The sequence below is a fragment of the Patescibacteria group bacterium genome (assembly GCA_041651355.1).
Classification (GTDB): Bacteria; Patescibacteriota; Patescibacteriia; order Patescibacteriales; family UBA12465; genus JAPLVX01.
Map to the genome: position 1 here is coordinate 32112 of JBAZJK010000002.1, position 22359 is coordinate 54470.

At 42.2% G+C, this 22359-nt stretch carries 17 protein-coding genes; 16 read left to right on the top strand and 1 reads right to left on the bottom strand.

The window, feature by feature from the left end; translation table 11 throughout:
* The 6 genes from WC441_04615 to WC441_04640 are packed head-to-tail and all read left to right on the top strand — an operon-like array spanning position 1 to position 7366.
* Positions 1 to 1764, top strand: coding sequence for a hypothetical protein (locus tag WC441_04615; protein MFA5163766.1), 1764 nt, complete (start codon positions 1 to 3; stop codon positions 1762 to 1764).
* Positions 1748 to 2821, top strand: coding sequence for a radical SAM protein (locus WC441_04620; GenBank protein ID MFA5163767.1), 1074 nt, complete (start codon positions 1748 to 1750; stop codon positions 2819 to 2821). Before WC441_04615 ends, WC441_04620 begins: the two co-directional genes overlap by 17 nt.
* A gap of 6 nt (positions 2822 to 2827) precedes the next feature.
* A complete protein-coding gene (locus WC441_04625; GenBank protein ID MFA5163768.1) occupies positions 2828 to 3517 on the top strand; it encodes a glycosyltransferase family 2 protein in 690 nt (229 codons plus the stop codon).
* 11 nt (positions 3518 to 3528) lie between these two features.
* On the top strand, positions 3529 to 4590 hold the full coding sequence (locus WC441_04630) for a radical SAM protein (protein ID MFA5163769.1): 1062 nt from the start codon (positions 3529 to 3531) through the stop codon (positions 4588 to 4590).
* The gene (locus WC441_04635; protein MFA5163770.1) at positions 4548 to 5987 is read left to right on the top strand and encodes an aspartate aminotransferase family protein; all 1440 of its coding nucleotides are present in this window, start codon (positions 4548 to 4550) and stop codon (positions 5985 to 5987) included. Before WC441_04630 ends, WC441_04635 begins: the two co-directional genes overlap by 43 nt.
* Positions 5984 to 7366 (top strand): radical SAM protein, encoded by a 1383-nt coding sequence (locus tag WC441_04640; GenBank protein ID MFA5163771.1) that lies wholly within the window; start codon positions 5984 to 5986, stop codon positions 7364 to 7366. Before WC441_04635 ends, WC441_04640 begins: the two co-directional genes overlap by 4 nt.
* A 68-nt stretch (positions 7367 to 7434) precedes the next feature.
* Here the strand turns inward: WC441_04640 and WC441_04645 are convergent, their stop codons facing one another.
* Entirely contained in the window at positions 7435 to 7620 is a 186-nt protein-coding gene (locus WC441_04645; GenBank protein MFA5163772.1) for a hypothetical protein, read from the bottom strand.
* A gap of 50 nt (positions 7621 to 7670) precedes the next feature.
* Between WC441_04645 and WC441_04650 the strand changes: the two genes are divergently transcribed.
* From WC441_04650 to WC441_04695, 10 genes are all read left to right on the top strand, one after another.
* Positions 7671 to 9152 carry a hypothetical protein gene (locus WC441_04650; GenBank protein MFA5163773.1) on the top strand — a complete coding sequence of 494 codons (1482 nt, stop codon included), beginning with the start codon at positions 7671 to 7673 and terminating at the stop codon, positions 9150 to 9152.
* Between the two features lie 154 nt (positions 9153 to 9306).
* Positions 9307 to 10959 (top strand): hypothetical protein, encoded by a 1653-nt coding sequence (locus WC441_04655; GenBank protein ID MFA5163774.1) that lies wholly within the window; start codon positions 9307 to 9309, stop codon positions 10957 to 10959.
* A 140-nt stretch (positions 10960 to 11099) separates the two neighbouring features.
* Entirely contained in the window at positions 11100 to 12959 is a 1860-nt protein-coding gene (locus WC441_04660; GenBank protein MFA5163775.1) for a tetratricopeptide repeat protein, read from the top strand.
* Positions 12960 to 12978: 19 nt separating this feature from the next.
* Entirely contained in the window at positions 12979 to 14403 is a 1425-nt protein-coding gene (locus WC441_04665; GenBank protein ID MFA5163776.1) for a tetratricopeptide repeat protein, read from the top strand.
* A gap of 84 nt (positions 14404 to 14487) precedes the next feature.
* On the top strand, positions 14488 to 15972 hold the full coding sequence (locus WC441_04670) for a tetratricopeptide repeat protein (GenBank protein ID MFA5163777.1): 1485 nt from the start codon (positions 14488 to 14490) through the stop codon (positions 15970 to 15972).
* A gap of 38 nt (positions 15973 to 16010) precedes the next feature.
* Positions 16011 to 16835 (top strand): transketolase, encoded by an 825-nt coding sequence (locus WC441_04675; GenBank protein ID MFA5163778.1) that lies wholly within the window; start codon positions 16011 to 16013, stop codon positions 16833 to 16835.
* Positions 16836 to 16855: 20 nt separating this feature from the next.
* Positions 16856 to 17803 (top strand): transketolase C-terminal domain-containing protein, encoded by a 948-nt coding sequence (locus WC441_04680; protein MFA5163779.1) that lies wholly within the window; start codon positions 16856 to 16858, stop codon positions 17801 to 17803.
* Positions 17804 to 17858: 55 nt separating this feature from the next.
* Positions 17859 to 18587 carry a glycosyltransferase family 2 protein gene (locus WC441_04685; GenBank protein ID MFA5163780.1) on the top strand — a complete coding sequence of 243 codons (729 nt, stop codon included), beginning with the start codon at positions 17859 to 17861 and terminating at the stop codon, positions 18585 to 18587.
* A 727-nt stretch (positions 18588 to 19314) separates the two neighbouring features.
* Positions 19315 to 21570 (top strand): YfhO family protein, encoded by a 2256-nt coding sequence (locus WC441_04690; protein MFA5163781.1) that lies wholly within the window; start codon positions 19315 to 19317, stop codon positions 21568 to 21570.
* An 11-nt stretch (positions 21571 to 21581) separates the two neighbouring features.
* On the top strand, positions 21582 to 22359 hold a 778-nt coding region (locus tag WC441_04695), incomplete at its 3' end, for a tetratricopeptide repeat protein (GenBank protein ID MFA5163782.1).

Genomic DNA, 22359 nt, shown 5'->3' on the forward strand with positions numbered 1-22359 from the left:
ATGACGCATAGGCTCAAATCAATAAATAAGAATGGCATAGCAGTTCTTTTGCTTCTGGCGGTATTTACCTATCTTTTTTCGGTTTATGATATAAACTTTTACGGCCCTGATGACGCCATATATTTTGCTTATATTTCAAGCGTAGCCGAAGACGGGGATTTAAACGCCGCCGACGACATAGGCCAGCGCTATCCTTATTATCTTGATTCTGGCAAGATAGGGGTGTCCGGGACGTATAACCTGCCGGATTTCCATAACCACGGCGGGGTAGTTCTCTGGGTTCCTTTTTACGCCTACGCCAAGTTTATATATCGGGCCGCCTCAAAATTTAAAGTATCGAGTTTAAGCAGTGAAGGTTTATCGCGGATTATCAGGTGCGCCCTGTCATTCAGTACGGTTATCTTTGGATTTTGCGCCGTCATCCTTACCTATTTTTTATGCCGCAGTTTTTTTAATAAAAGTAATTCCTTGTTTTCTATTGCAGCAATAACTTTAGGGACCCCCTATCTTTATTTTATGTTGGCAGAGCCCGGAAATGCGAATATACTGGCGTCTTTGCTTTCGGTTGTTTCTATCTTGTTTTGCTGTTATTTAGTCAACGGAAGAAAGTCGGATTGGTTCTTGTACGGACTATTTTTTTCAATCTGCATAGCGGTTAAACTGGATTTATGGTTTCAACTGATATTCATCGGCTTGTTCTTTAGCGCTTTGATTTTATTAAAACAGGCGCCGCCTAGAAACATATTATATTTTATCTTAGGCATCTTGCCGGGCGCGGCATTGATTTTTATAAATAACTATATAAAATACGGAACGTTCCATATAGGTGAACTTGGAGTTCTAAATCTCAGAGAATCTTATTTTTTTGAGCAGCTATTTTCATCTTACCGCGGGATTTTTTATACCTCTCCCATCATTTACCTTTGCTTCTTAGGGGGCATCTTTATAATCGCGGATTTAGTAAAGAATAAGATTAACGCAGCAGGAGGCCGGTTTGATAGCAAGGGTAGAGAGGTAGACGCCGATTTGTTTTTTGTTATTCTGATTTTCTATGTCCTTATCAAGATATTTGTTATGTCAAAAAATTATGCCTGGGGAGGAGGAACTACCTCCGGCAGGCTGTTGCTTACAGAATTTCCTGTATTCGTACTGTTATTTAGCAGGGTATTAGAAATTAAAAATAGACGCTTGCGTTACGCAATCATTATTGCAGTTATCCCGTTCATCGCCTGGAATCTCCTTGCGCTTTCCGAATATATGACGGGGGTCGACTTTAAATACATTGTTAGGATGCCTCCGCTAAACATACGGATACCGATTATCAAAAGCGCTTTTTACGCCTTGTTTTATCCCAAGGAACTATATATAAAAATTCAATCGTGCTTTTCTTTGTTGATAATTGTTTTGGCCGGAATTTTTTATTTAGCTCCTATTTTATCAAGAGATAGGTCCTTGTCTTTTACAAGGCATAAGGCCGTGATGACAAGATTGCCTACGCCGCTTATTATATTCACAGTTTGTCTGTTTACGGGCTATACCGCTGTAACCTCTTCAAATATAATAAATAACTCGCGCAACTTAAGATTGCTAAAGAAGGACGGTTTCTTTGAAAAGACCAAGATAATAGCTCCGTATGAATTCGAAAAAGAGGAAAATATAGGCTCGATGAACGATATGATAGAATACTTCAGATTAAAGGGCGACCCGGAAAGGGCGGAAGGCATCAAGAGGCATAAAGAAGAAATCTATGGCAGCCCTAGATAAGTTCAAAATAGACAGTCACAAGCTCATTTATCATGTCCCTTCTCTGTATGCCTGGTTAAGGGGAGAAGATATCTATCCCATTTACATGGAGATAGGTCTTTATGGAGGTTGTAACCACCGCTGCATATTTTGCGCTTTTGACTTCTTGGAATATAAACCCCTGAGCCTTGATGCGGACGTGGCAAAAAGGTTTATATGCATGGCTGGCAAGAAAGGGACGAAATCCATTCTCTATTCGGGGGAAGGAGAACCGCTTCTTCATAAGGATATCGCGGATATTATTGCTTTTACAAAGAAAAGCGGTATTGATGCAGCCCTTGTGACCAATGGGGTTATGCTTGATGAGGAAAAGGCCGAAAAAACCTTAAGGCACCTGACATGGATGAAGGTAAGCTTAGATGCAGGCACCAAAGATACATATGCACTTATACACGGGACAAAAAAGGAAGACTTTGCTAAGGTAATCGGGAACCTTGAAAATGCCGTCAGGATTAAGAGAAAAAACAAATACGGTTGCAGCATAGGCGCACAGTATCTCTTATTGCCGCAGAATTACAAAGAGGTTAAAACAGCAACTAAGGTACTGCGCGATGCGGGGATAGATTATATGGTCATAAAACCATATTCTCAACATCCCTTTAGCAAAAATAGAATAGACTCCAGATTAAATCTTAAGAGGCTGGACTGTTTAGAAAAAGAGCTTGAGAAATGCTCGAATAACCGCTTTCAGATAATATTCCGCCGTCACACCATGGAAAGGCTCAAGGCAGACAGGCCGTATAAATATTGTATCGGTGCGCCGTTTACGGCGCTTATAACTACGGAGGGTAACATTTATCCCTGCAACATTTTTTTAGGGAAAAATGAATTTTCACTCGGGAATATTTACGAAAATAACCTTACTGAAATCTGGAAAGGGAAAAGACGCAAGGCGGTAATGGATTTTATCTATAAAAGATGGAAGATATCCAAATGCAGAAAGGCCTGCAGGATGGATGCAATTAACACTTATCTCTGGGAGCTTAGACATCCTGACAGCCATATTAATTTCATATAACAGCCGATGATGACTGACATAGCTGTTTCAATTTGCGTGCCTGCGTTTAACGAAGAAAAAACCCTGAGGGGAGCCGTTGAGGATTTATTAGAGACTCTGCACTCGAAGGTCGGGGGATTAGATATTATTATCGTTGATGACGGGAGCACGGATTCTACCACGCAGGTTTCCGTTCAGCTAATGAGGATGCATAAAAATATCAGGGTTATCCGGCATGCAAAAAGAATGGGCATCGGGGCAAGCTACAGAGATGCCTTAAAAATAGCCCGGGGGGATTATTTTACATGGTTCCCCGCAGACCATGAGAATTCAGCTCAGGAATTTATCCTCTGCCTGCCATATTTAAAAAAAGGCGCGATAGCAACATGTTATCATCGCGGACAGGACCCCCGGACATATTTGCGGCGTTTTATTTCCCGCGGTTATACCGTTCTTTTAAATATCGTTTTCCGCTTAAATCTAAAATATTACAACGGCTTGACAATATTCCCGCTATCGGCCTTGTCTCCGTCCGTTTCTCTTTGCGACGGCTTCTTTTTTACCGCCGAAAATATCATCAAGGCAGTCCGGAGAGGTTACAAGGTAATAGAACTACCGGCTCCGTTAAAGGGGCGCGCATCCGGAAGCTCCAGTGCGTTGACATTTTCATCTTTCAGACAGGCGATAAGCGATATCCTGCGTATTTTAAGGGGATAAGGATACATCGGATGGGTTTTAAGAGTTCAATACGCTACCTTAGAGTTATAGGCGCACTGTTAAAATCTAATTTTTTTAAACAGCGCTTACCCATTATCACGATCCTTGGGGTTACTAACCGCTGCAATCTTAGCTGTTGGTATTGTTATGGAGAGCATCCTTACCGTAGCCGATGTTGCGATTTCGGCACCGGTGAACTCCTTGAGATAGTAAGGGTTATGCGACAACTAGGCACGCAGCTATTACAACTGCAGGGAGGGGAGCCTCTCCTCCGCGAAGACTTGGATATCGTTATCGATGAGGCCCATCGTTTTGGGATGGCCTGCGACATGGTCACTAACGGCACTTTGGTTTTGAAGAAAACAGATATAGTCAGAAGGTTGGATAGAATCTGTATCAGTTTAGACGGGAGGCCGGGTCTGAACGATGCCAACCGCGGAGAAGGCGCATATGGGCGGGCCCTGGAAGGGGTAGAGTTTGCTTGTTCTTGCGGTTTAGCGGTTCGCCTTAGCGCTGTATTGACCGACAAAACCGCTGCTGAGGACATCGATTGGCTGATAGGTTTAGCGCGCAGGTATAAAATAACGGTTAATTTTTCACCGCCGTTTTATTTCCGCCCGCAGTTTAGTAAGAATGAAATGACTCCGCACCTCATGGCCGATGTCAAGCTAAAGTCTCTCCTCCAACATATTATATATCGCAAGAGAGAAAAAGCGCCCATACAATTTAGCCTTGCCAGTTATGGCCTCGCCTTAAACTGGCCGTTTACATATAAAAAACGCACCGCAACCCAACAGGAGCTTCCTGCCGGTACCGGATATCCTAAATGCTACCACGGTGACCGTGTTGTATTTATTGACAGTGACGGTAGCGTTTATCCGTGTTGTAATTTTTGGGGCAGGGCGTATGGCAACATTCGCAACGACGGCATTAAAGCAGCGGTCGGGAATATAAGCAGGGATAATTGCAGAGCTTGCTATATACCGGCTTATATAGACAGGAACCTTATCTTTGGAATAAATTTTAATGCATGCGGGAATTATGTAAAATACATTATAAGGGGACAGATATGATTGATAAAGGCAATTGGTATAAACTGGAAGACGCAGAAAAGCTACCGCCTCGGGCGAAGAACCTTTTAATGCGCAGATACGTAAATCCGGGTATGGTGAAGTTATTCGGGTTGCTGGGTTTTGAGGAGGTGTGGGCTTCCTCTGCAGAAGGGATGTACATTACCCTAAACGATGGAAGGCGCATATTGGATATGACGGGAGGTAACGGCGTCCTGGGGTTAGGGCATAATCATCCCAGGATATTGTCTGTTCGCGAAAAGATAGCCAGGGAAAAAAGACTGGAAATCTGTAAGGCCTTTCTCTCTCCCTATGTCGCTGCTTTGGCAGCTGATATCTCGAGTCTCTTGCCGGAAGATTTAGACTATTCATTTTTTTGCAATAGCGGTGCCGAAGCAGTGGAGGGCGCATTAAAAACAGCCGAGAAGTGTTACGGGGGCTCGCGTAAAGGTTTGATATACACGGATCACTCCTTTCACGGCAAGACGCATGCGGCCATGTCCGTATCAAGCCTTGATGAATCACGCAGCTATTTTCAATTGTTAGAGCAGTGTTACCGGGTGCCCTACGGTAGCATCAACGCCTTTAAGGAAATGATAGAGAAGCATAGACAGGATGTCTGTGCCTTTATAGTTGAGGCAATTCACGGAACACGCATTATTTTCCCTCCGGAGGGATATATGCGGGAAGTGCGCGACATCTGTACGAAAAACGAGGTGGTGCTGATACTCGATGAGATATATACGGGATTCGGAAGAACGGGATACTGGTTTGCGTTTGAGGCCGAAGGAATTGTCCCAGATATAGTATGTTACTCTAAGGCCTTCGGAGGGGGCAAGGCGAGTATAGCCGGTTATACTGTGCGACGGCCGATATTCTTACGAGCCTACGGTAGCACAAAAGACTGCATGATGCATTCCTCTACTTTTAGCGGTATGACAGAAGAATGCGCTACCGCGATCGAGGCGTTAAACATATTCAAAGAAGAGGGATTGATAGAAAAAAGCAGGAAACTCGGCGGGTACCTCGGAGAGCGCCTGTCCGCCCTTAAAATAAAATACCCGGAGCGCGTTAATGACGTGAGGGGTAGAGGTCTATTGTGGGGAATCGAGCTTAAACCCGTTTTTGGGTTAAATAGGATATCTAAGAATATTTTTTCTGAAGATAATCAGACATTGGCTAGCCTAACCGGAGCGATTGTTTTGGCAGCCCTGTTCGGCCGGTATAATCTTCTGGCCTATCTGGGATTTACCAGGCGTAACCTCATTGTTTTTTCTCCCGCCCTGATCGTCAACAGGGAAGAGTTAGACAAAGCAGTTTCCGTCCTGGAAGAGGTCCTTAAGACCCCCTGGCCGGTTCTTATAAGTTCATTTTTAACAAAGCGAACCATAAAGCCATGAAGGTACTGTTGACAGTCCCTGCCGTTGATACTTGCTATGAGCGCGTCCCGAGCATTGGGCTTATGAACCTCTACCTTATAGGCAAGAGGCTTGGGTGCGATATTGAATTATTGGATATATCCGACCTGCCTTATCAGAGAGGACTACGCAGGCTTTTGGCAAAGCGATATGATGTGATCGGCATTTCGTGCAACTTTACTAACGCCGCCCCCTACTGTATGCAATATGCCAGAGAGATAAAAGAAAAATACCCCGATACGCTCGTCATCTCCGGAGGTAATCATGCCACCCTCGTTCCGGAAGACCTTTTATTTAACAAATACGATTATATTCTCTATGGGGAAGGGGAGTTGGTCTTTGCAGATTTTATAGGCAGGATTCTAAAGGGCAAGCCCGCAGATGATATGAGCGGGATCTTCTATTTAAAGGGGGGCAAAATAATAAGGAACGCCCCCCGCCAGCCCATAGAGGACCTGGATACCCTGCCGTTTAATGATTATTCTGATTTTGACCTGGAGTATTATTTCCGGCGTTCAGGCCTGCGCTACATAAGCATGGAAACCTCTCGCGGTTGTATCTATAATTGCTCGTTTTGCTCTACCGTGAAGATGTGGGGGCATAGATATAGACATAAGAGCCCGGAGAGGGTGCTTAGCGAATTCAGGGTTGCCGGGAAGCTAGGACTTGACTTCATATTTGTAGAAGACGATGACGCGGCACTTGACGAAGATAACCTGCGCAGCTTCTGCGGACTGCTGGCTCGCGAAGATATAGGCGTGCCCTGGGGGATGGGGGTAGGCTCCGCGTCCATCAAGAAAGAATCTACGTTTGACCTTATAGCGAAAGCAGGATGCGTTAAGGTTAATGTAAACATAGAATCGGCTAATCCGCGCATTTTGAAGGAATACCGCAAGCCTTATGCCATAGAAGATAACAGGGCCTTATGCGAAAATTTAAAGAAGAGGAAAATCCTAATTCATAATCATGGTATAATTGGCTTGCCTGGCGAAAGTATAAAAGAAACGCTTAATACCTATTTTTACCTTATCAAGACATCTCCGCTTTGGCATATCAGTATCTTGGAGCCGAGGCCCGGATCCGATTATTGGAGAAGATGGGATAAAAAGGGAGACGTTAGGCAATATAGGCTTTTTGGCAAGGCCAATGTTATACTAGGCCGAAAGAAATTAGCTAGTTATTTATTATACAGGATTTTTGCTCTATTTTATTTTTTGAATCCCGCCCGAGTTTACAAGGCGCTCTTCGGAGCTGATAAAGGCACAAGATACAGTTATCGTGTGCAGTATTATGTCGCTTACAGAACCGTAAAGGCGAACCTTTTTAACCTTTTTTCGGCTAAGATCAACGATGTTAAATAGTTTTTATAAAAGCACAGAAAAAAAATATTTTTTGTTTTTTTCTTTTGTATTATTCGCCTCGCTGTTTATTATTTATTTTCCTTGCGTTCATTATCCCCCTCTGAGCGATTACTGGGAAAACTTTTATTTTTATCAACATCTCGATAAGCTCCCCGGAACAATAAAATGGCTCCATGTTTTAAACCATGATCCTTTTGAGCATATGCGTTATCAGCCCTTATCGCGCATATTCTCTTATTTTTTATATCTGACATTCGGCTCCAACTTCATCTTTTACAATATTTTAAACTTCATCTTTTATTTTTTGAGCCTCTTGATCCTCTACAGGTTCGCCCTTTATTTTATCAAGGATAAGATTCTCATCGCAGCATTCATCTTTCTCTACGCTTTTCTATTCAATCACTTTGATATCCTGCTGTGGTCCTGTCATATACATATCATCGCGGGCTTCTCTTTATTTCTGCTGGGATTTATTGCCTTCATGGAATACCTTAAAAAGGGGGGGATGCATTTAGTTTTAGCGAGCGCGCTACTTTTCTTAATAGGAATGTTCTGTTATGAAAGTTTCTTCCTCTGGCCCCTCGGGATTGTCATATTGTCCTCTATAAAAAGCCTTAGAACACAAGGAAAGCACGCGGCCAAGCCGCTTAAAAAGCCCATTTTCTTAATATTGGCAAGCGTTTATATTTTTTATTTTCTCGCCTTTCTTTTCACACGCTCTTTAAAAACATACATTAACCCCCGCTATAGTTTCTACGATTTTTTACAACCGCATGTCTTTGTTCTATCTGCCCTCTCTGTAATTTTTAATATTTACAACAATCTCGCTGTAGCTATCCTTCCCATAATCGTTTTCCCCCTTAAGGTGGCAGAAAATATATATATGGCCGGTCCGTTGATTAATTATATCAACCGAGGTAATAATTGGTTTGTTTATTCGATGGGCGGCTTATTTAGCTTGATCGTAGCAGCGCTCTTTGTTTATCTCTATAAAAAAAGATACGTTGAAGAATGGAAGATAATAGTTTATTTCTTATTTTTGCTAACCGCAGAACCTTATATAATTTTTTTCTGCAGGCTTCTTGATAACGCCTTAGGATATTGCCTCAGCGAATTCAGGTATCAGTATATACCCAACGCCTTTATTATCTTAACTGTTGCTTTTATCATTGAAAGGTTCGTTAAGCCATCCAGGCGCAGGAAGAAATTAATATTTGCCTTTTTGGCGCTAATCTTTTTCTTAAACATTGTTTGTATCCACAGGGTCATGAACATATATAATTACCATCTTTCCGGGCTTCAGAGGATGATCTCCAGCATCAAAAGAGGCATAGGCCAAGGGTATATAAACAGCAGTAACAGGTTGTATATAGATGAGGACCTGCCGGATTACCTGCCGCATTTATGTTGGAACATTGAAATGGGGGAATTATTTATTCCCAATGGCAATTATAAATGGATGTTTTCAGAGAAAGAGATGGAGAATTTTACAGATGCCCCTCAGAATGCCAGATGGGTTATCAGCAAAGAAAACTTCGGTGTTATTGACAAAAGCCAGGAGAGCCTTTCCGGAAAAGGTAGGAAGATAAATACTATCAGAGATAAATACTATATTACGCCAGGCAAGGACTACGTCTATATTGAATTAGGGTATCGCTACCGGAGGGAGGGGCGCCATGACCGCGAGAGAAGGATGTTTGAGAAGGCGCTGGAGTTGAATCCGAGAAATGAAGAAGCTAGGGGAGAACTATACCGCTGCCAGAGTAAGGGAACAGCGCTGTTTTAATCCTGAAACAGGAGGCCGGGGTTAAGTGTTAAAGATGGTTTTAAGGGTAATAAACGCTAGGGGGAATCTAATATTTTTTTTTCTGCTTCTTGGAGGCCTATTCCTGGCAGCTTATCCCTCATTTTTCTATCCGCCCTTAAGCGATTATTGGGAGATGTTTTATTCTTTTCATAATCTAGGGCGTTTCCCCGGACAGATAAAATGTCTGCATATTCTGGGCTTTGACCCGCTAGAGCAAGTAGGATTCCGTCCGCTTGCAAACTTATTCTACTATATTTTTTATCTTTTATTCGGCTCCAACTTCATCTTTTACAATATTTTAAACTTCATCTTTTATTTTTTGAGCCTCTTGATCCTCTACAGGTTCGCCCTTTATTTTATCAAGGATAAGATTCTCATCGCAGCATTCATCTTTCTCTACGCTTTTCTATTCAATCACTTTGATATCCTGCTGTGGTCCTGTCATATACATATCATCGCGGGCTTCTCTTTATTTCTGCTGGGATTTATTGCCTTCATGGAATACCTTAAAAAGGGGGGGATGCATTTAGTTTTAGCGAGCGCGCTACTTTTCTTAATAGGAATGTTCTGTTATGAAAGTTTCTTCCTCTGGCCCCTCGGGATTGTCATATTGTCCTCTATAAAAAGCCTTAGAACACAAGGAAAGCACGCGGCCAAGCCGCTTAAAAAGCCCATTTTCTTAATATTGGCAAGCGTTTATATTTTTTATTTTCTCGCCTTTCTTTTCACACGCTCTTTAAAAACATACATTAACCCCCGCTATAGTTTCTACGATTTTTTACAACCGCATGTCTTTGTTCTATCTGCCCTCTCTGTAATTTTTAATATTTACAACAATCTCGCTGTAGCTATCCTTCCCATAATCGTTTTCCCCCTTAAGGTGGCAGAAAATATATATATGGCCGGTCCGTTGATTAATTATATCAACCGAGGTAATAATTGGTTTGTTTATTCGATGGGCGGCTTATTTAGCTTGATCGTAGCAGCGCTCTTTGTTTATCTCTATAAAAAAAGATACGTTGAAGAATGGAAGATAATAGTTTATTTCTTATTTTTGCTAACCGCAGAACCTTATATAATTTTTTTCTGCAGGCTTCTTGATAACGCCTTAGGATATTGCCTCAGCGAATTCAGGTATCAGTATATACCCAACGCCTTTATTATCTTAACTGTTGCTTTTATCATTGAAAGGTTCGTTAAGCCATCCAGGCGCAGGAAGAAATTAATATTTGCCTTTTTGGCGCTAATCTTTTTCTTAAACATTGTTTGTATCCACAGGGTCATGAACATATATAATTACCATCTTTCCGGGCTTCAGAGGATGATCTCCAGCATCAAAAGAGGCATAGGCCAAGGGTATATAAACAGCAGTAACAGGTTGTATATAGATGAGGACCTGCCGGATTACCTGCCGCATTTATGTTGGAACATTGAAATGGGGGAATTATTTATTCCCAATGGCAATTATAAATGGATGTTTTCAGAGAAAGAGATGGAGAATTTTACAGATGCCCCTCAGAATGCCAGATGGGTTATCAGCAAAGAAAACTTCGGTGTTATTGACAAAAGCCAGGAGAGCCTTTCCGGAAAAGGTAGGAAGATAAATACTATCAGAGATAAATACTATATTACGCCAGGCAAGGACTACGTCTATATTGAATTAGGGTATCGCTACCGGAGGGAGGGGCGCCATGACCGCGAGAGAAGGATGTTTGAGAAGGCGCTGGAGTTGAATCCGAGAAATGAAGAAGCGGTTTTTGTATTGGAAGAGTTAAGGATGAGGTAACGAGAGTCGGGCGCAGCGGGGTTTAGAAATATTTTTCTATGACATATATTTATAGAGTATAATTATTAAAATGCGATTGATTAGAGCTAAGGTTGAGAGATCAGTAAATATGAGGTGGTATTCAGTAAGGAAAACATATTGTGTATAAAACAACCTTTCTCCAGAAGATAGGCCTGATTCTTGTAGGGATATTTTTATGCGCTTTGATTATTGAAGTAAGTTTACGTACCGCAGGATTTTTAATTATATTAATGCGGGAACGCGATAATGCCGCATCTTTGAGAGATAAAGGGGCTTATCACATTCTATGTTTAGGAGAGTCTACTACCGCCTTGGGGGGGGAATCGTCTTGGCCCGCGCAGCTGGAGACTGTTTTGAATGAACGTAACAGCGGCATTAGATTTAAAGTAATAAATGGCGGGAGAGAGGATATTGATACCGCTACCATTTCCTCAACATTAGAAAATACGCTTGTTAAATATCATCCCGATATGGTTATATCCATGACAGGCATCAACGATGGTCCCCGTACAGTGCCCCACGAATACCTCGTACTCGTAAATAAAAAGCCATTTTTTTCGAGACTTAGAGTCTATAAATTAGCGAAAGCGATTTTTTTGCATATTATGAACAAAGCGAGGGAAATGGGTATTTATAAAACCCGGGTTTCTCTGAATAATCGGGTTTCTAGTTATGCTGATGCGGGCTACAGGAGCAAGCGTTTTAGGAAAACAGAGAATATGGCACTTGATACTTTGAAAATCGACCCCAACAATTCCGAGGTCTATAATGAATTAGGGCATCTCTATAACAATCTTAATAGGGTCCGCGAGGCAGAAGAGATGTTCAAGAAGGCCTTGAAGATCTCTCCGGTGATGTTTAGTGCATATGACGGACTGGGGGCTTGTTATGCTAGCCAGAGCAGGTACGGCGAGGCAGAAGAGATGTTCAAGAAGGCATTGAAAATCGACCCCAACAATTCCGAGGTCTATAATGAATTAGGGAGGCTCTATAGCAAAACAAAAGACTATCATCAGGCAACAGTGATGTTTAAAAAAGCAATGAGCTTAACGATTGCCGAGTCTTCTCAGGATAATGAAATTGACGCAAGGCAAGAAGAGCGCGCCTATAGCGAAACAGAAGAAGCATATAGAAAAGCAATAGAGCTTACGCCGCTCGACTATAATAAATACATAGTGCTAGGGTCTTATTACCGAGAGCAAGAAAGATATGCCGAATCGGAAAAAATTCTTAAAGAGGCCATTCGTATAGCCCCAGATAATGCAAGGGCCTATTTTGAATTAGGAACTTGTTATATTAACCAGCATAGATATAAGGAACAAGAGAAAATGTTCAGGAAGGTAATCGAGATTAACCCATCTGACAGTGCTGCCTATTGTGAATTGGGTCATCTTTATAGCAGTCATCAGAGATACGGCGAGGCAGAAGAGATGTTCAAGAAAGCAATAGAGCTTGCCCCGTACGAAATTGAGGCCTATCTAGGATTAGCCACTTGCTATAGAGAGCAGGGCAAGCTTGAAGGAGTAGAAGAATTAGCCAATTTGCTCAGGAAAAGAGAGATACAGCACGACCGCATTTACGGCATCATAGCCCTCTCTTATTTAGATGAGGGGCAATTCAAAAAGGCAGAGATTTTTATTAAGAAAGCAAACGAATTCAGGGCCAAGTATTACAATCCCGTAACTTACTATAACTACAGAAGAATCAAGAAGATTGTTACAGAAAGAGGAATTAAATTTGTCTGTATGCAGTATCCGATGCGCAGCATAGAACCTTTGAAAAAGATTTTTGACTCTAACGAAGACATCATCTTCGTAAGCAACGAAAAGATCTTCAAGGAAGAGCTAAAAAAAGCCAGATACGAAGACCTCTTTGTAGACAGTTTTGGTGGCGAGTTTGGTCATGCTACTGCCCGCGGCAATAGGCTTATTGCCGAGAATCTCGCGGATACCATAATCAAAGAGGTCATCAGTAAATAGCCCTGCAGTATATATACAAATGCCGATTAAGCAAAAAGTAAGCCTGGTATTATTTGGGATATTGCTGTGTTGTTTTATTCTTGAGTTGGGGCTGCAATTGTCGTCTTTCGCATTCCTGTCATTAAGAAAGCATAAAAATAAAACACCACTTAAATCTTTATCTAATGGTGTCAGCTACTGTATTTTATGCCTGGGTGAATCAACCACAGCCTTAGGAGAAGATAGCTCTTGGCCTACGCAACTCGAAAAGATATTAAATGAGAATAAGAACGGAATAAGTTACAAGGTTATAAATATGGGTAGAATGGCGGTTGAATCCTCAGCTGTGCTGTCGCTCCTAAAAGCAGACTTGGATAAATACAATCCTGATATGGTAATTACTATGATAGGCGTGAATGACTGGGTAGGGACCATACCGTATCAAGATTCTCGGGTTTTTAGAATCAAGTTATTTATAAGCAGACTGAAAAGCTACAAATTAGCAAGATTAGTTTGGCTGCATACGATAAATAAGGTTAATCAGGCGGCGCAATCTAAGAAGCAGAAGGATGGGGGGTCTCTTAGAATTTCATCTATTTCTAGCGGCGGAAAGCAGTTAGGTGCAGAAGCGGCTTTATCTAACGGGCAGGCATTCGTTGAGTTAGGGTATTATTATTATGAGAGAGGGGAATATAAAGAAGCAGAGCATGCTTTTAAGAAAGCAATAAGTGCGGATTCCCAGGATGCAGCTGGGCATATCGGCTTAGGGCAATGTTATAGAGAACAGGACAGGAATAAAGAGATGGAGAAGGCGGCAAAACAAGCGATTAGGCTTGACCCCGGCAACGCAGATGCCTATATCCTGCTTGGAAATGCCTATCAGGATCGGGAAGATTACCGGAGTGCGGAAGAGGCGCTGAAACAGGCCGTCGAACTTAATCCGAGGTGGGAACCCGCTTATACAGAATTAGGAAGTTGTTATAGGAAACAAGGAAAGGTAAAAGAGGCGCACGACCTAGCTAAAAGAATTATAAAGGAAGGGCTGGTTAATGATCGTCTTTATGGTTTTGTGGCTACTTCTTATGTGGAGGAAGGCAGATATTATGAAGCCGGCGAATATTATAGAAAGGCAGAAGAATTTCGGTTGAGATATTATAATCCTGCTACGAGGCACAATTATAATAAACTCAGAGAAATCCTGGTAGAAAGAGGAATTAAATTTGTCTGTATGCAGTATCCGATGCGCAGCATAGAACCTTTGAAAAAGATTTTTGACTCTAACGAAGACATCATCTTCGTAAGCAACGAAAAGATCTTCAAGGAAGAGCTAAAAAAAGCCAGATACGAAGACCTCTTTGTAGACAGTTTTGGTGGCGAGTTTGGTCATGCTACTGCCCGCGGCAACAGGCTTATTGCCGAGAATCTCGCGGATACCATAATCAAAGAGGTCTCTTGGAAGGAGTAATTCATGCGACATGCCAGGCTTCGTTATAAGATAGCAGTGGTATCCTTGGCGATCTTTTTTTCTTTTTTTGCGCTTGAGGCGGTGATGCGTCTCGAAGAATCTATAACTATTTCATTAAAACACTACAAAAATATACAATTTCCCAAAAATGAAGGTGTATATTGCATTTTGGCCCTCGGTGATTGCACTACTGCATTGGGAGGAATGGATTCTTGGCCAGCGCAGTTAGACAAAGTATTAAATGCACAGAATACAGGCGTAAGATTTAAAGTAATAAATAAAGGCAGAACAGATACGGACACCTCGGTCATCGTTTCAAAGCTGGATGACCTGCTAAATAAAATTAAGCCAGATATGGTTGTCGTAATGAGCGGTATCAACGATGGCATACGCGATACACCTTATGATAATTTAGAGATTCCTAATAAAAAGAGGTATCCTCCCCAGTTAAAGATATATAACTTAACGAGAAAAATTTACTTAGCAATTGTTAAAAATATTAAAAGAACAAGATATAGCCGCAAGAGCAATATTTCTAAAAACTGCGAATCCGGAATTATTAATAATGGTAATTCTTATGCATTTGGGAAGCAATACAATAGGGCGGAGGCGATATTTAAAAGAAAAATAGAGATTAATCCCCGGGATGATGAGGCATATCTTAGGCTGGCGCGTTATTATAAAAAGAACGGGGCTTATTCTCAGGCAGTAGAAGCACTTAAAAAAGCTATAGCCTTAGACCCTAAGAATTACAAGGCCTATATCGAACTGGGAGATTGTTATAGTTCTCATGATGCATTTGTCGAAGCAGAAGAGACATATCAAAAGGCGATAGAGTTAGCACCTGAAAATCACGTAACTTATATGATGCTCGGCTATTGTTATAGAGATCAAAGAAAACATCAACAGGCAGAGGCAATGTTTAAGAGAGCCATAGTAATAAACCCTAGAAGCGACTGGGCATATGGGGAGCTTGGAAATCTTTACGCTGGTTCTAAGCGATGTGCTGACGCAGAAAAAATGTATCAAAAAGCAATAGAGCTTGATCCGAGGCACATCAGCGTTTATGTTGAATTGGGCAGTTGCTATATGCAGGAAAATAAAATCAGCGAGCTGGAAGAGTTGCTGGAGCAGGCCAAAAAAAGAAATATTTACAATGACCGTTTATATGCGCTTGAGGCCCTGTATTATAGGGCCCAAGGAAATGATAAAAAGGCAGAGATTTTTATTAAGAAAGCAAACGAATTCAGGGCCAAGTATTACAATCCCGTAACTTACTATAACTACAGAAGAATCAAGAAGATTGTTACAGAAAGAGGAATTAAATTTGTCTGTATGCAGTATCCGATGCGCAGCATAGAACCTTTGAAAAAGATTTTTGACTCTAACGAAGACATCATCTTCGTAAGCAACGAAAAGATCTTCAAGGAAGAGCTAAAAAAAGCCAGATACGAAGACCTCTTTGTAGACAGTTTTGGTGGCGAGTTTGGTCATGCTACTGCCCGCGGCAACAGGCTTATTGCCGAGAATCTCGCGGATACCATAATCAAAGAGGTCATCAGTAGATAAGAGCAGCGGCAGTATGGATAGGAAAAGTCGAAAGGTATATGGATAAAAAACGCGGAATAGATTATTTGAAATTTAAAGCGAGCTGGATTAGGAAAAAAATATTGGAAATGGCAGTTAAAAGCGGCGGGGGGCATATCGCTCCCTCCTTTTCATGCGTCGAAATACTGACGGCGCTTTATTATTGCGGAATATTAAATGTTGATCCTAAACGTCCGCGATGGCCAGGGCGTGATAGGTTTATTTTAAGCAAAGGACACGCGGCTTTAGCTCTCTATGCTATCCTGGCGGATAAGGGATTTTTCCCCAGGTCAAAATTAATGACTTTTACCCAAGCAGGAAGCAGTTTGGGCGGGCACATTGAGAATAATGTGCCCGGCGTTGAGGCCTTGAGCGGTTCACTCGGCCACGGTTTATGCATCGCAGCCGGAATATCCTTAGCGGCGAAGATGGACCAAAAGAAACATTTTGCCATAGCCTTGCTGGGAGACGGGGAATGCCACGAGGGTGCAGTATGGGAAGCGGCAATGTTTGCGTCTCAGCAGCGTTTAAATAATTTAGTTGCTATCATCGACCATAACGGCCTCTCGGCTACGGATTTTCTTAATAATTATCTAAAAGTTGAGCCGTTGGACGGAAAATGGAAATCTTTCGGATGGGAAGTCAGAATAATAGACGGTCATTCTTATCGCGAGATCCTTTCGTCGTTTAGTGATATCAGGAGGAGAAAATCCGAAAGACCCCTGGCAATAATAGCTTTAACCACAAAAGGCAAAGGTATTTCGTTTATGGAAAATAAGCCTATCTGGCATTTCCGCGTACCCACGGGCAAGGAATTAAGGATGGCGAGAGAGGAGTTGTTTTGAATCGGCGAGAGAAGAGAGGAATGAAATACTGGATTAGAGGAATGAGAGATGCCTTTTTCGAATCTCTTTATAGCATAGCCCAAAAAGATAAAAAGGTAATTTTGGTTACCGCCGATACCGGAGCGATATGTCTCGACAGATTCAGGAAGAATTTAAATAAACAATACATTAATGTAGGCATAGCGGAGCAGAACATGGTCGGCTTAGCCTCGGGATTGGCCTTATCAGGCAAGACCGTATATGTTTATGCCATATCTCCTTTTGTGACAGCGCGTTGCTTTGATCAGGTAAAGATAGATTTATGTTGTATGGATCTTCCGGTCACCGTCGTAGGGATAGGCGCTGGATTCGATTACTCTACGTTAGGACCAACGCATCATGGAACGGAAGATATCGCATTGATGAGGACGTTGCCAGGGATGACAATTTATAGTCCGAGCGACAGCCTGAGCGCAAGCTTATTTGCAAAAATAAGTCATAAACATAAAGGGCCGGCGTATATCAGGCTCGATAGGGAAGGTCTTCCGGCAGTGTATAAAAAGAAAGAAGACATTGATGCTAACGCCGGGTTTTCTTTATTGAAAAAAGGCGGAGATTTATGCATTATCAGCACGGGCAGGATGGTTTATAATTCGCTGGAGGTCTCCAAAAGATTATCCCAGAAGGCGATTAGCGCAAGCGTAATCGATTTATTTAGAATCAAACCCCTTAATGCAGAAGAGATATTGAGGAAAATCGAACATAACAAGCATATCGTGACAATAGAGGAACATTTTACTACTGGGGGGATCGGGAGCGCCATGGCCGAGGCATTATCCAGCGCGAGGGGCGCAGGGCATTTTTTGAAATCTATCGGTATACCGGATAAGTTTTGCAGAAGGTATGGTTCGCGAGAATATCTGAAATGTTTAAATAAACTTGATACCGATAACTTAGTCAAGGTTATTGAGAGATGGGTGAGGGGCTAGGGTTTTTGTTGAACGATAAAAGTTTTTTAAAAGCCGCAAATTGGAACTAAAGTTGTTGTCTCTTGTTATCCCGGTGTACAATGAAGAACCCAATATGGCAGAGGTTTGTTCGGGCTTAAGGACAACATTGGATTCCTTGTGTTTTCCTTACGAGATTATTGTCGTAGATGACGGCAGCAAAGATAGGACGTTTTCAATTCTGCGAGGCATCCAAGCCAACGATAGTCGCATAAAGGTTGTAAGGCTTGCTAAAAACTGCGGTCAGGCATATGCGTTCTGGGCAGGTTTTGATATCAGCAAGGGGGACGTCATCATAACTATGGATGGTGATTTACAGAATGATCCGGCAGATATCCCTTTGTTCTTAAAAGAGATTGAGAAGGGCTTTGAGGCCGTAAACGGATGGAGGCATGCTAGGAATGATAGTTGCGTAAGAAAATCTATTTCCTGTCTTGCAAACTGGTTTATTGGATTAAAGACAGGTGTCAAATTGCATGATTACGGATGCGCCTTTATGGCAATAAGGAGGAGTTTAATGGATCGCCTCCTAAGCCGAGGCAGAGGGTGTCGTTTTATCAAGCCTTTGATTGCTTGCTTAGCTCAATCAATAGGCGAGATTAGAATAAGGCATCATCCGCGTAAACACGGCAATTCAAAATACAGTCTTTTAAAGATATTTAAAACAGGATTACATTTCGCGCTCAGTTTTAAAGCAAGGCTGTTCAAAAGACAGGCGTCCCGTTTTATCATCGAAAATCCTAGGTATTTAGGTTCAAAAACGTGAATAATCCTGCAACTTCAGAAAAAGAAGATTCTAGGTACCCTGAGTTTTTTAGATTTTAGCAATCCCAAGCAAGCCGTCAACTTGTTTAATGATGAAAGGGCCCAAACTGCTATCGGATTAGGTTATGAATAAAGCTCAACGGTACGCTTTATTTTCGGTGCTTTTCATAATCCTTGTTACCGCGATTCTATTCCTGCCGGCCATGCTCGGTCTAAAAGGCATATTCCACGATGATTTAGCATTAGAGGTTTTCCCAAGGCATTTTTTTCTTGCTACCAACCTTCAAAAAGGTATCCTCCCGTTGTGGAACCCGCATATATGGTGCGGGGCCATTCCGTTTTGCGCGCGTTACTACGCCGATACCTATTACGTAATACTCTGGCCGTTTTATTTAATGGCCAATTTAAAGAATATAAATCATGCCTATTGGTTTCTTTATTTGATACCGCTTTTGCTGCATTACATATTAGCTGCCAGCGGAATGTTTTTTTTGCTGAGAAAAGCGCTAAGATGCGATTTCTTCCCGGCGATACTCGGAGCGCTTGCATACATCTATAGCCCGACATTTGTTTACGCATATGTCTGGCTAAAAATAGTAATATTGCAGGCATGGCTTCCCTGGTTTCTGCTTCTTTACATAAAAACAATTGAGGACTTTAGGCCGTGGAAACTTATATTAACGGCGCTTATTTTTGTTTTTATGTTGACGGTGGGCGCCCCAAATTATATGCCATTCGTAATATTTATCTGGATAGCCGTCATTATTATATATTTTTTACAGGCCGTTAAGCAAAGGCAATTAAAGCGGGCCTTCGGTTATCTTTTTATAGCAGGAGGCATAATAGTCTTAGGGCTGGCGCTGAGCGCAGTTTATCTCCTGCCTGTGGCAGATGGGGTTAGTTACACTCTTGCCCATATGAGGCTTTCGCCCGAGGAGGCGCTTTTGTCTCCCGACAGCGTATTGCCGCCTTTTTATCTCGCCACTCTTTTTGCCCCTAATCTATTCGGTAATATAACGGGGTCAAATTTTACCGTCCCCCCATTAAAATTCTATGATGCCAATATGAGCGGCGGGTTAGCGGTGATGTTTCTCGTAACGCTCGCCTTCTCGCTGTCCTTTATAGTCCCAAACGATAAACGGCGCTATTGGGTTATAGCAATGGCGGGCTTGTGTTTTTTTGCCGTTATTTGCATGTTAGGAGATCACCTGCCGTTTTATCGTTATGTAATCGGGTCGCTCCCCCTGGTTAATATTTTTCCTTATCCCATTCGCTATAGGATGATTCAGTGTTTTGCGGTGGCGGTATTGGTCGCCTTGGGTGCAGGATTTTTGGTCGGAGATAAGAGTTTCAAATCAATCTCACTTATAAAAAGATGGGCTTGGTTGTACCTGCTTATTTCTTTCTTTATTGTTGGCTTGGCCTTAATCCAACCTCAAAAAAGCATCTATTCTTCGGCCTGGACAGGAGAAGGCGCTAATATAGTTGACGGGTATCTGCTTTCAAGAGAGCCGGTAGGAATTTATTCTCCTGACACGGCAAGAGTCAAGAAGGTGGGAGTGTTTTTTAGCGGTCCCTCGAGCGGAGAAATAAGATACAGCAACGGACCTATAGATGGTCTCGGAGAAAAATGGAAAAGGGTTTCTAGTTACAGCGTTCCAGCTAAAGGCTGGTTTGAATTTGAGGTAGATGTCGGACCCGGCAAGTTTATTTATATTTATCCCGAGAGGGGTAACGGCGCCATAGGATACAAATTACAGAAGGGAGACCCCACCTCTTTTGTTTATCAAAAAGTATGGAGGGAAGAAATAAATAAGACAATCCTTTATCTATATCTCGAGCCGGATGACATCCTGCCAGCTTCATTACTTTCAAGGTTGCAAAGAGGCTCTATAGTAAAATTTCCGATTTTTTCGTCTTTACTGTATTTATTGGTAGCGGCTATTTTAATTATATGCGTGACGCTCTTATGTCATTCGCAGAAGGCCGGTTACCTGTTATCGTGTTTAGCGGCAACAGAATTTTTTGTTTTCGGAGCAGTCGCTTTTTACGGGACGAATTTCAGCCAGGATTATCTGCCAGGTCAAGCCCGTGCTAAGTCTCCCCTCGAATACAGCATGCTTCGGCGCCAACTGCTCGAGCTGCCTCCCTTGACCGGAAATTCGATATTACGGATAGCAAGCGACCAGCCATTTCATGACAATTTTGCCCAGCTTAATAAGCATTTTTCATTTATGGGATACGAGATGCACCCCTTAGAAAGGCGTTTTAAGTATGCCATTGAAGTTGCCTATGCCAGGGCGATGGATTGGCCATTTTACGAAGGAGATAATTCTTTCCCGCTTAGCAGAGCCTTTTTGGATAACTTTTCTGTAGGTTATTTGTTGACTACGACAGAAAGGCTTCCTTTTTTACAAAGTAATGGCATACCTTTATCCGGAGATCCGGGATTTTTTATGCATATTAACCCCGGGGCGCTGCCGCGCGCGTATACCGTTACAAATATAATCTCTGTTCCTGAACAGGAGCAGCTTAGTCAATTGATAATTGGAGATTTAAGAAATGCAGTTTATATGGATCCCGGAGACTATTCTTTATTTTCCCGGGGCGATAAGGGTTATTCAGAATCAGAATCCCAGTTTGCTATTTTACAGAAAAAAAACCCGATCACAAAAACAGATTTTTCAGATCCCAACCGTATTTATATAAATATAGAGGTAAGCGTTCCTTCAATGTTAGTATTAACAGAGGTATGGTATCCTGGCTGGAGGGCTACAATAAATGGACGTTATGCCAAAATATTCCGTGTAAACTATTGTCAGAGAGGAGTATGGTTAGAGAAGGGGAAACAGACGGTTATTTTGAGCTTCCGTCCATTATCCTGGGCGTGCGGATTAATCATTTCATGTGTAACGCTACTGGGCGCATTTGCATTTCTTATATTAAATTATCTTCGGGATAAAAAGGTCTGTTTTAAAAAATAAGAGGAGAGCCGATGAAATTATTATTTTTAATATTTGCGGCATTAATATCAGCGGATATAATTGGGCATTGCGAAGCAGTTGATGATACGCAGATATCAGCTACTGCTAATGTAAAGTCTTCATCTGATTCGGGCAAGACAACTGTTGGCGAAGCGTTTAATTATTATCGTATTTACTATGAAAATGGCCAGCAGTTTAATCCCTATTATTTGTCTGGTGCTTATTTTAATTTAGCCCAATCCTACTCTACCCAAGGCAATTACCCCAAGGCGCTGGAATACCTGCAAAAGGCGCTGGGGCTTAATCCCAATAATGTTGATGTATATGTTGGCCTGGCACAGATCCATTCCACCCAAGGCAATTACCCCAAGGCGCTGGAATGCCTGCAAAAGGCGCTGGGGCTTAATCCCAATAATGTTGATGTATATGTTGGCCTGGCACAGATCCATTCCACCCAAGGCAATTACCCCAAGGCGCTGGAATGCCTGCAAAAGGCGCTGGGGCTTAATCCCAATAGCGCTGATTATTACTCCAGGGTGGCTGAGATCTATTCTACCCAAGGCAATTACCCCAAGGCGTTGGAATGCCTGCAGAAGGCGCTGGTGCTTAATCCCAATAATGTTGATGTATATGTTGGCCTGGCACAGATCCATTCCACCCAAGGCAATTACCCCAAGGCGCTGGAATGCCTGCAAAAGGCGCTGGGGCTTAATCCCAATAGCGCTGATTATTACTCCAGGGTGGCTGAGATCTATTCTACCCAAGGCAATTACCCCAAGGCGTTGGAAT

What these genes read in the sequence shown, in the direction of transcription:
- WC441_04615 (MFA5163766.1), top strand. Translation starts at nt 1, where the DNA reads ATGACGCATAGGCTCAAATCAATAAATAAGAATGGCATAGCAGTTCTT.
- WC441_04620 (MFA5163767.1), top strand. Translation starts at nt 1,748, where the DNA reads ATGGCAGCCCTAGATAAGTTCAAAATAGACAGTCACAAGCTCATTTAT.
- WC441_04625 (MFA5163768.1), top strand. Translation starts at nt 2,828, where the DNA reads ATGATGACTGACATAGCTGTTTCAATTTGCGTGCCTGCGTTTAACGAA.
- WC441_04630 (MFA5163769.1), top strand. Translation starts at nt 3,529, where the DNA reads ATGGGTTTTAAGAGTTCAATACGCTACCTTAGAGTTATAGGCGCACTG.
- WC441_04635 (MFA5163770.1), top strand. Translation starts at nt 4,548, where the DNA reads ATGCGGGAATTATGTAAAATACATTATAAGGGGACAGATATGATTGAT.
- WC441_04640 (MFA5163771.1), top strand. Translation starts at nt 5,984, where the DNA reads ATGAAGGTACTGTTGACAGTCCCTGCCGTTGATACTTGCTATGAGCGC.
- WC441_04645 (MFA5163772.1), bottom strand. Translation starts at nt 7,620, where the DNA reads ATGTCAGATATAAAAAATAAGAGAATATGCGCGATAAGGGCTGATAAC.
- WC441_04655 (MFA5163774.1), top strand. Translation starts at nt 9,307, where the DNA reads ATGTTTTATTCTTTTCATAATCTAGGGCGTTTCCCCGGACAGATAAAA.
- WC441_04665 (MFA5163776.1), top strand. Translation starts at nt 12,979, where the DNA reads ATGCCGATTAAGCAAAAAGTAAGCCTGGTATTATTTGGGATATTGCTG.
- WC441_04670 (MFA5163777.1), top strand. Translation starts at nt 14,488, where the DNA reads ATGCGTCTCGAAGAATCTATAACTATTTCATTAAAACACTACAAAAAT.
- WC441_04675 (MFA5163778.1), top strand. Translation starts at nt 16,011, where the DNA reads ATGGATAAAAAACGCGGAATAGATTATTTGAAATTTAAAGCGAGCTGG.
- WC441_04680 (MFA5163779.1), top strand. Translation starts at nt 16,856, where the DNA reads ATGAAATACTGGATTAGAGGAATGAGAGATGCCTTTTTCGAATCTCTT.
- WC441_04690 (MFA5163781.1), top strand. Translation starts at nt 19,315, where the DNA reads ATGCCATTCGTAATATTTATCTGGATAGCCGTCATTATTATATATTTT.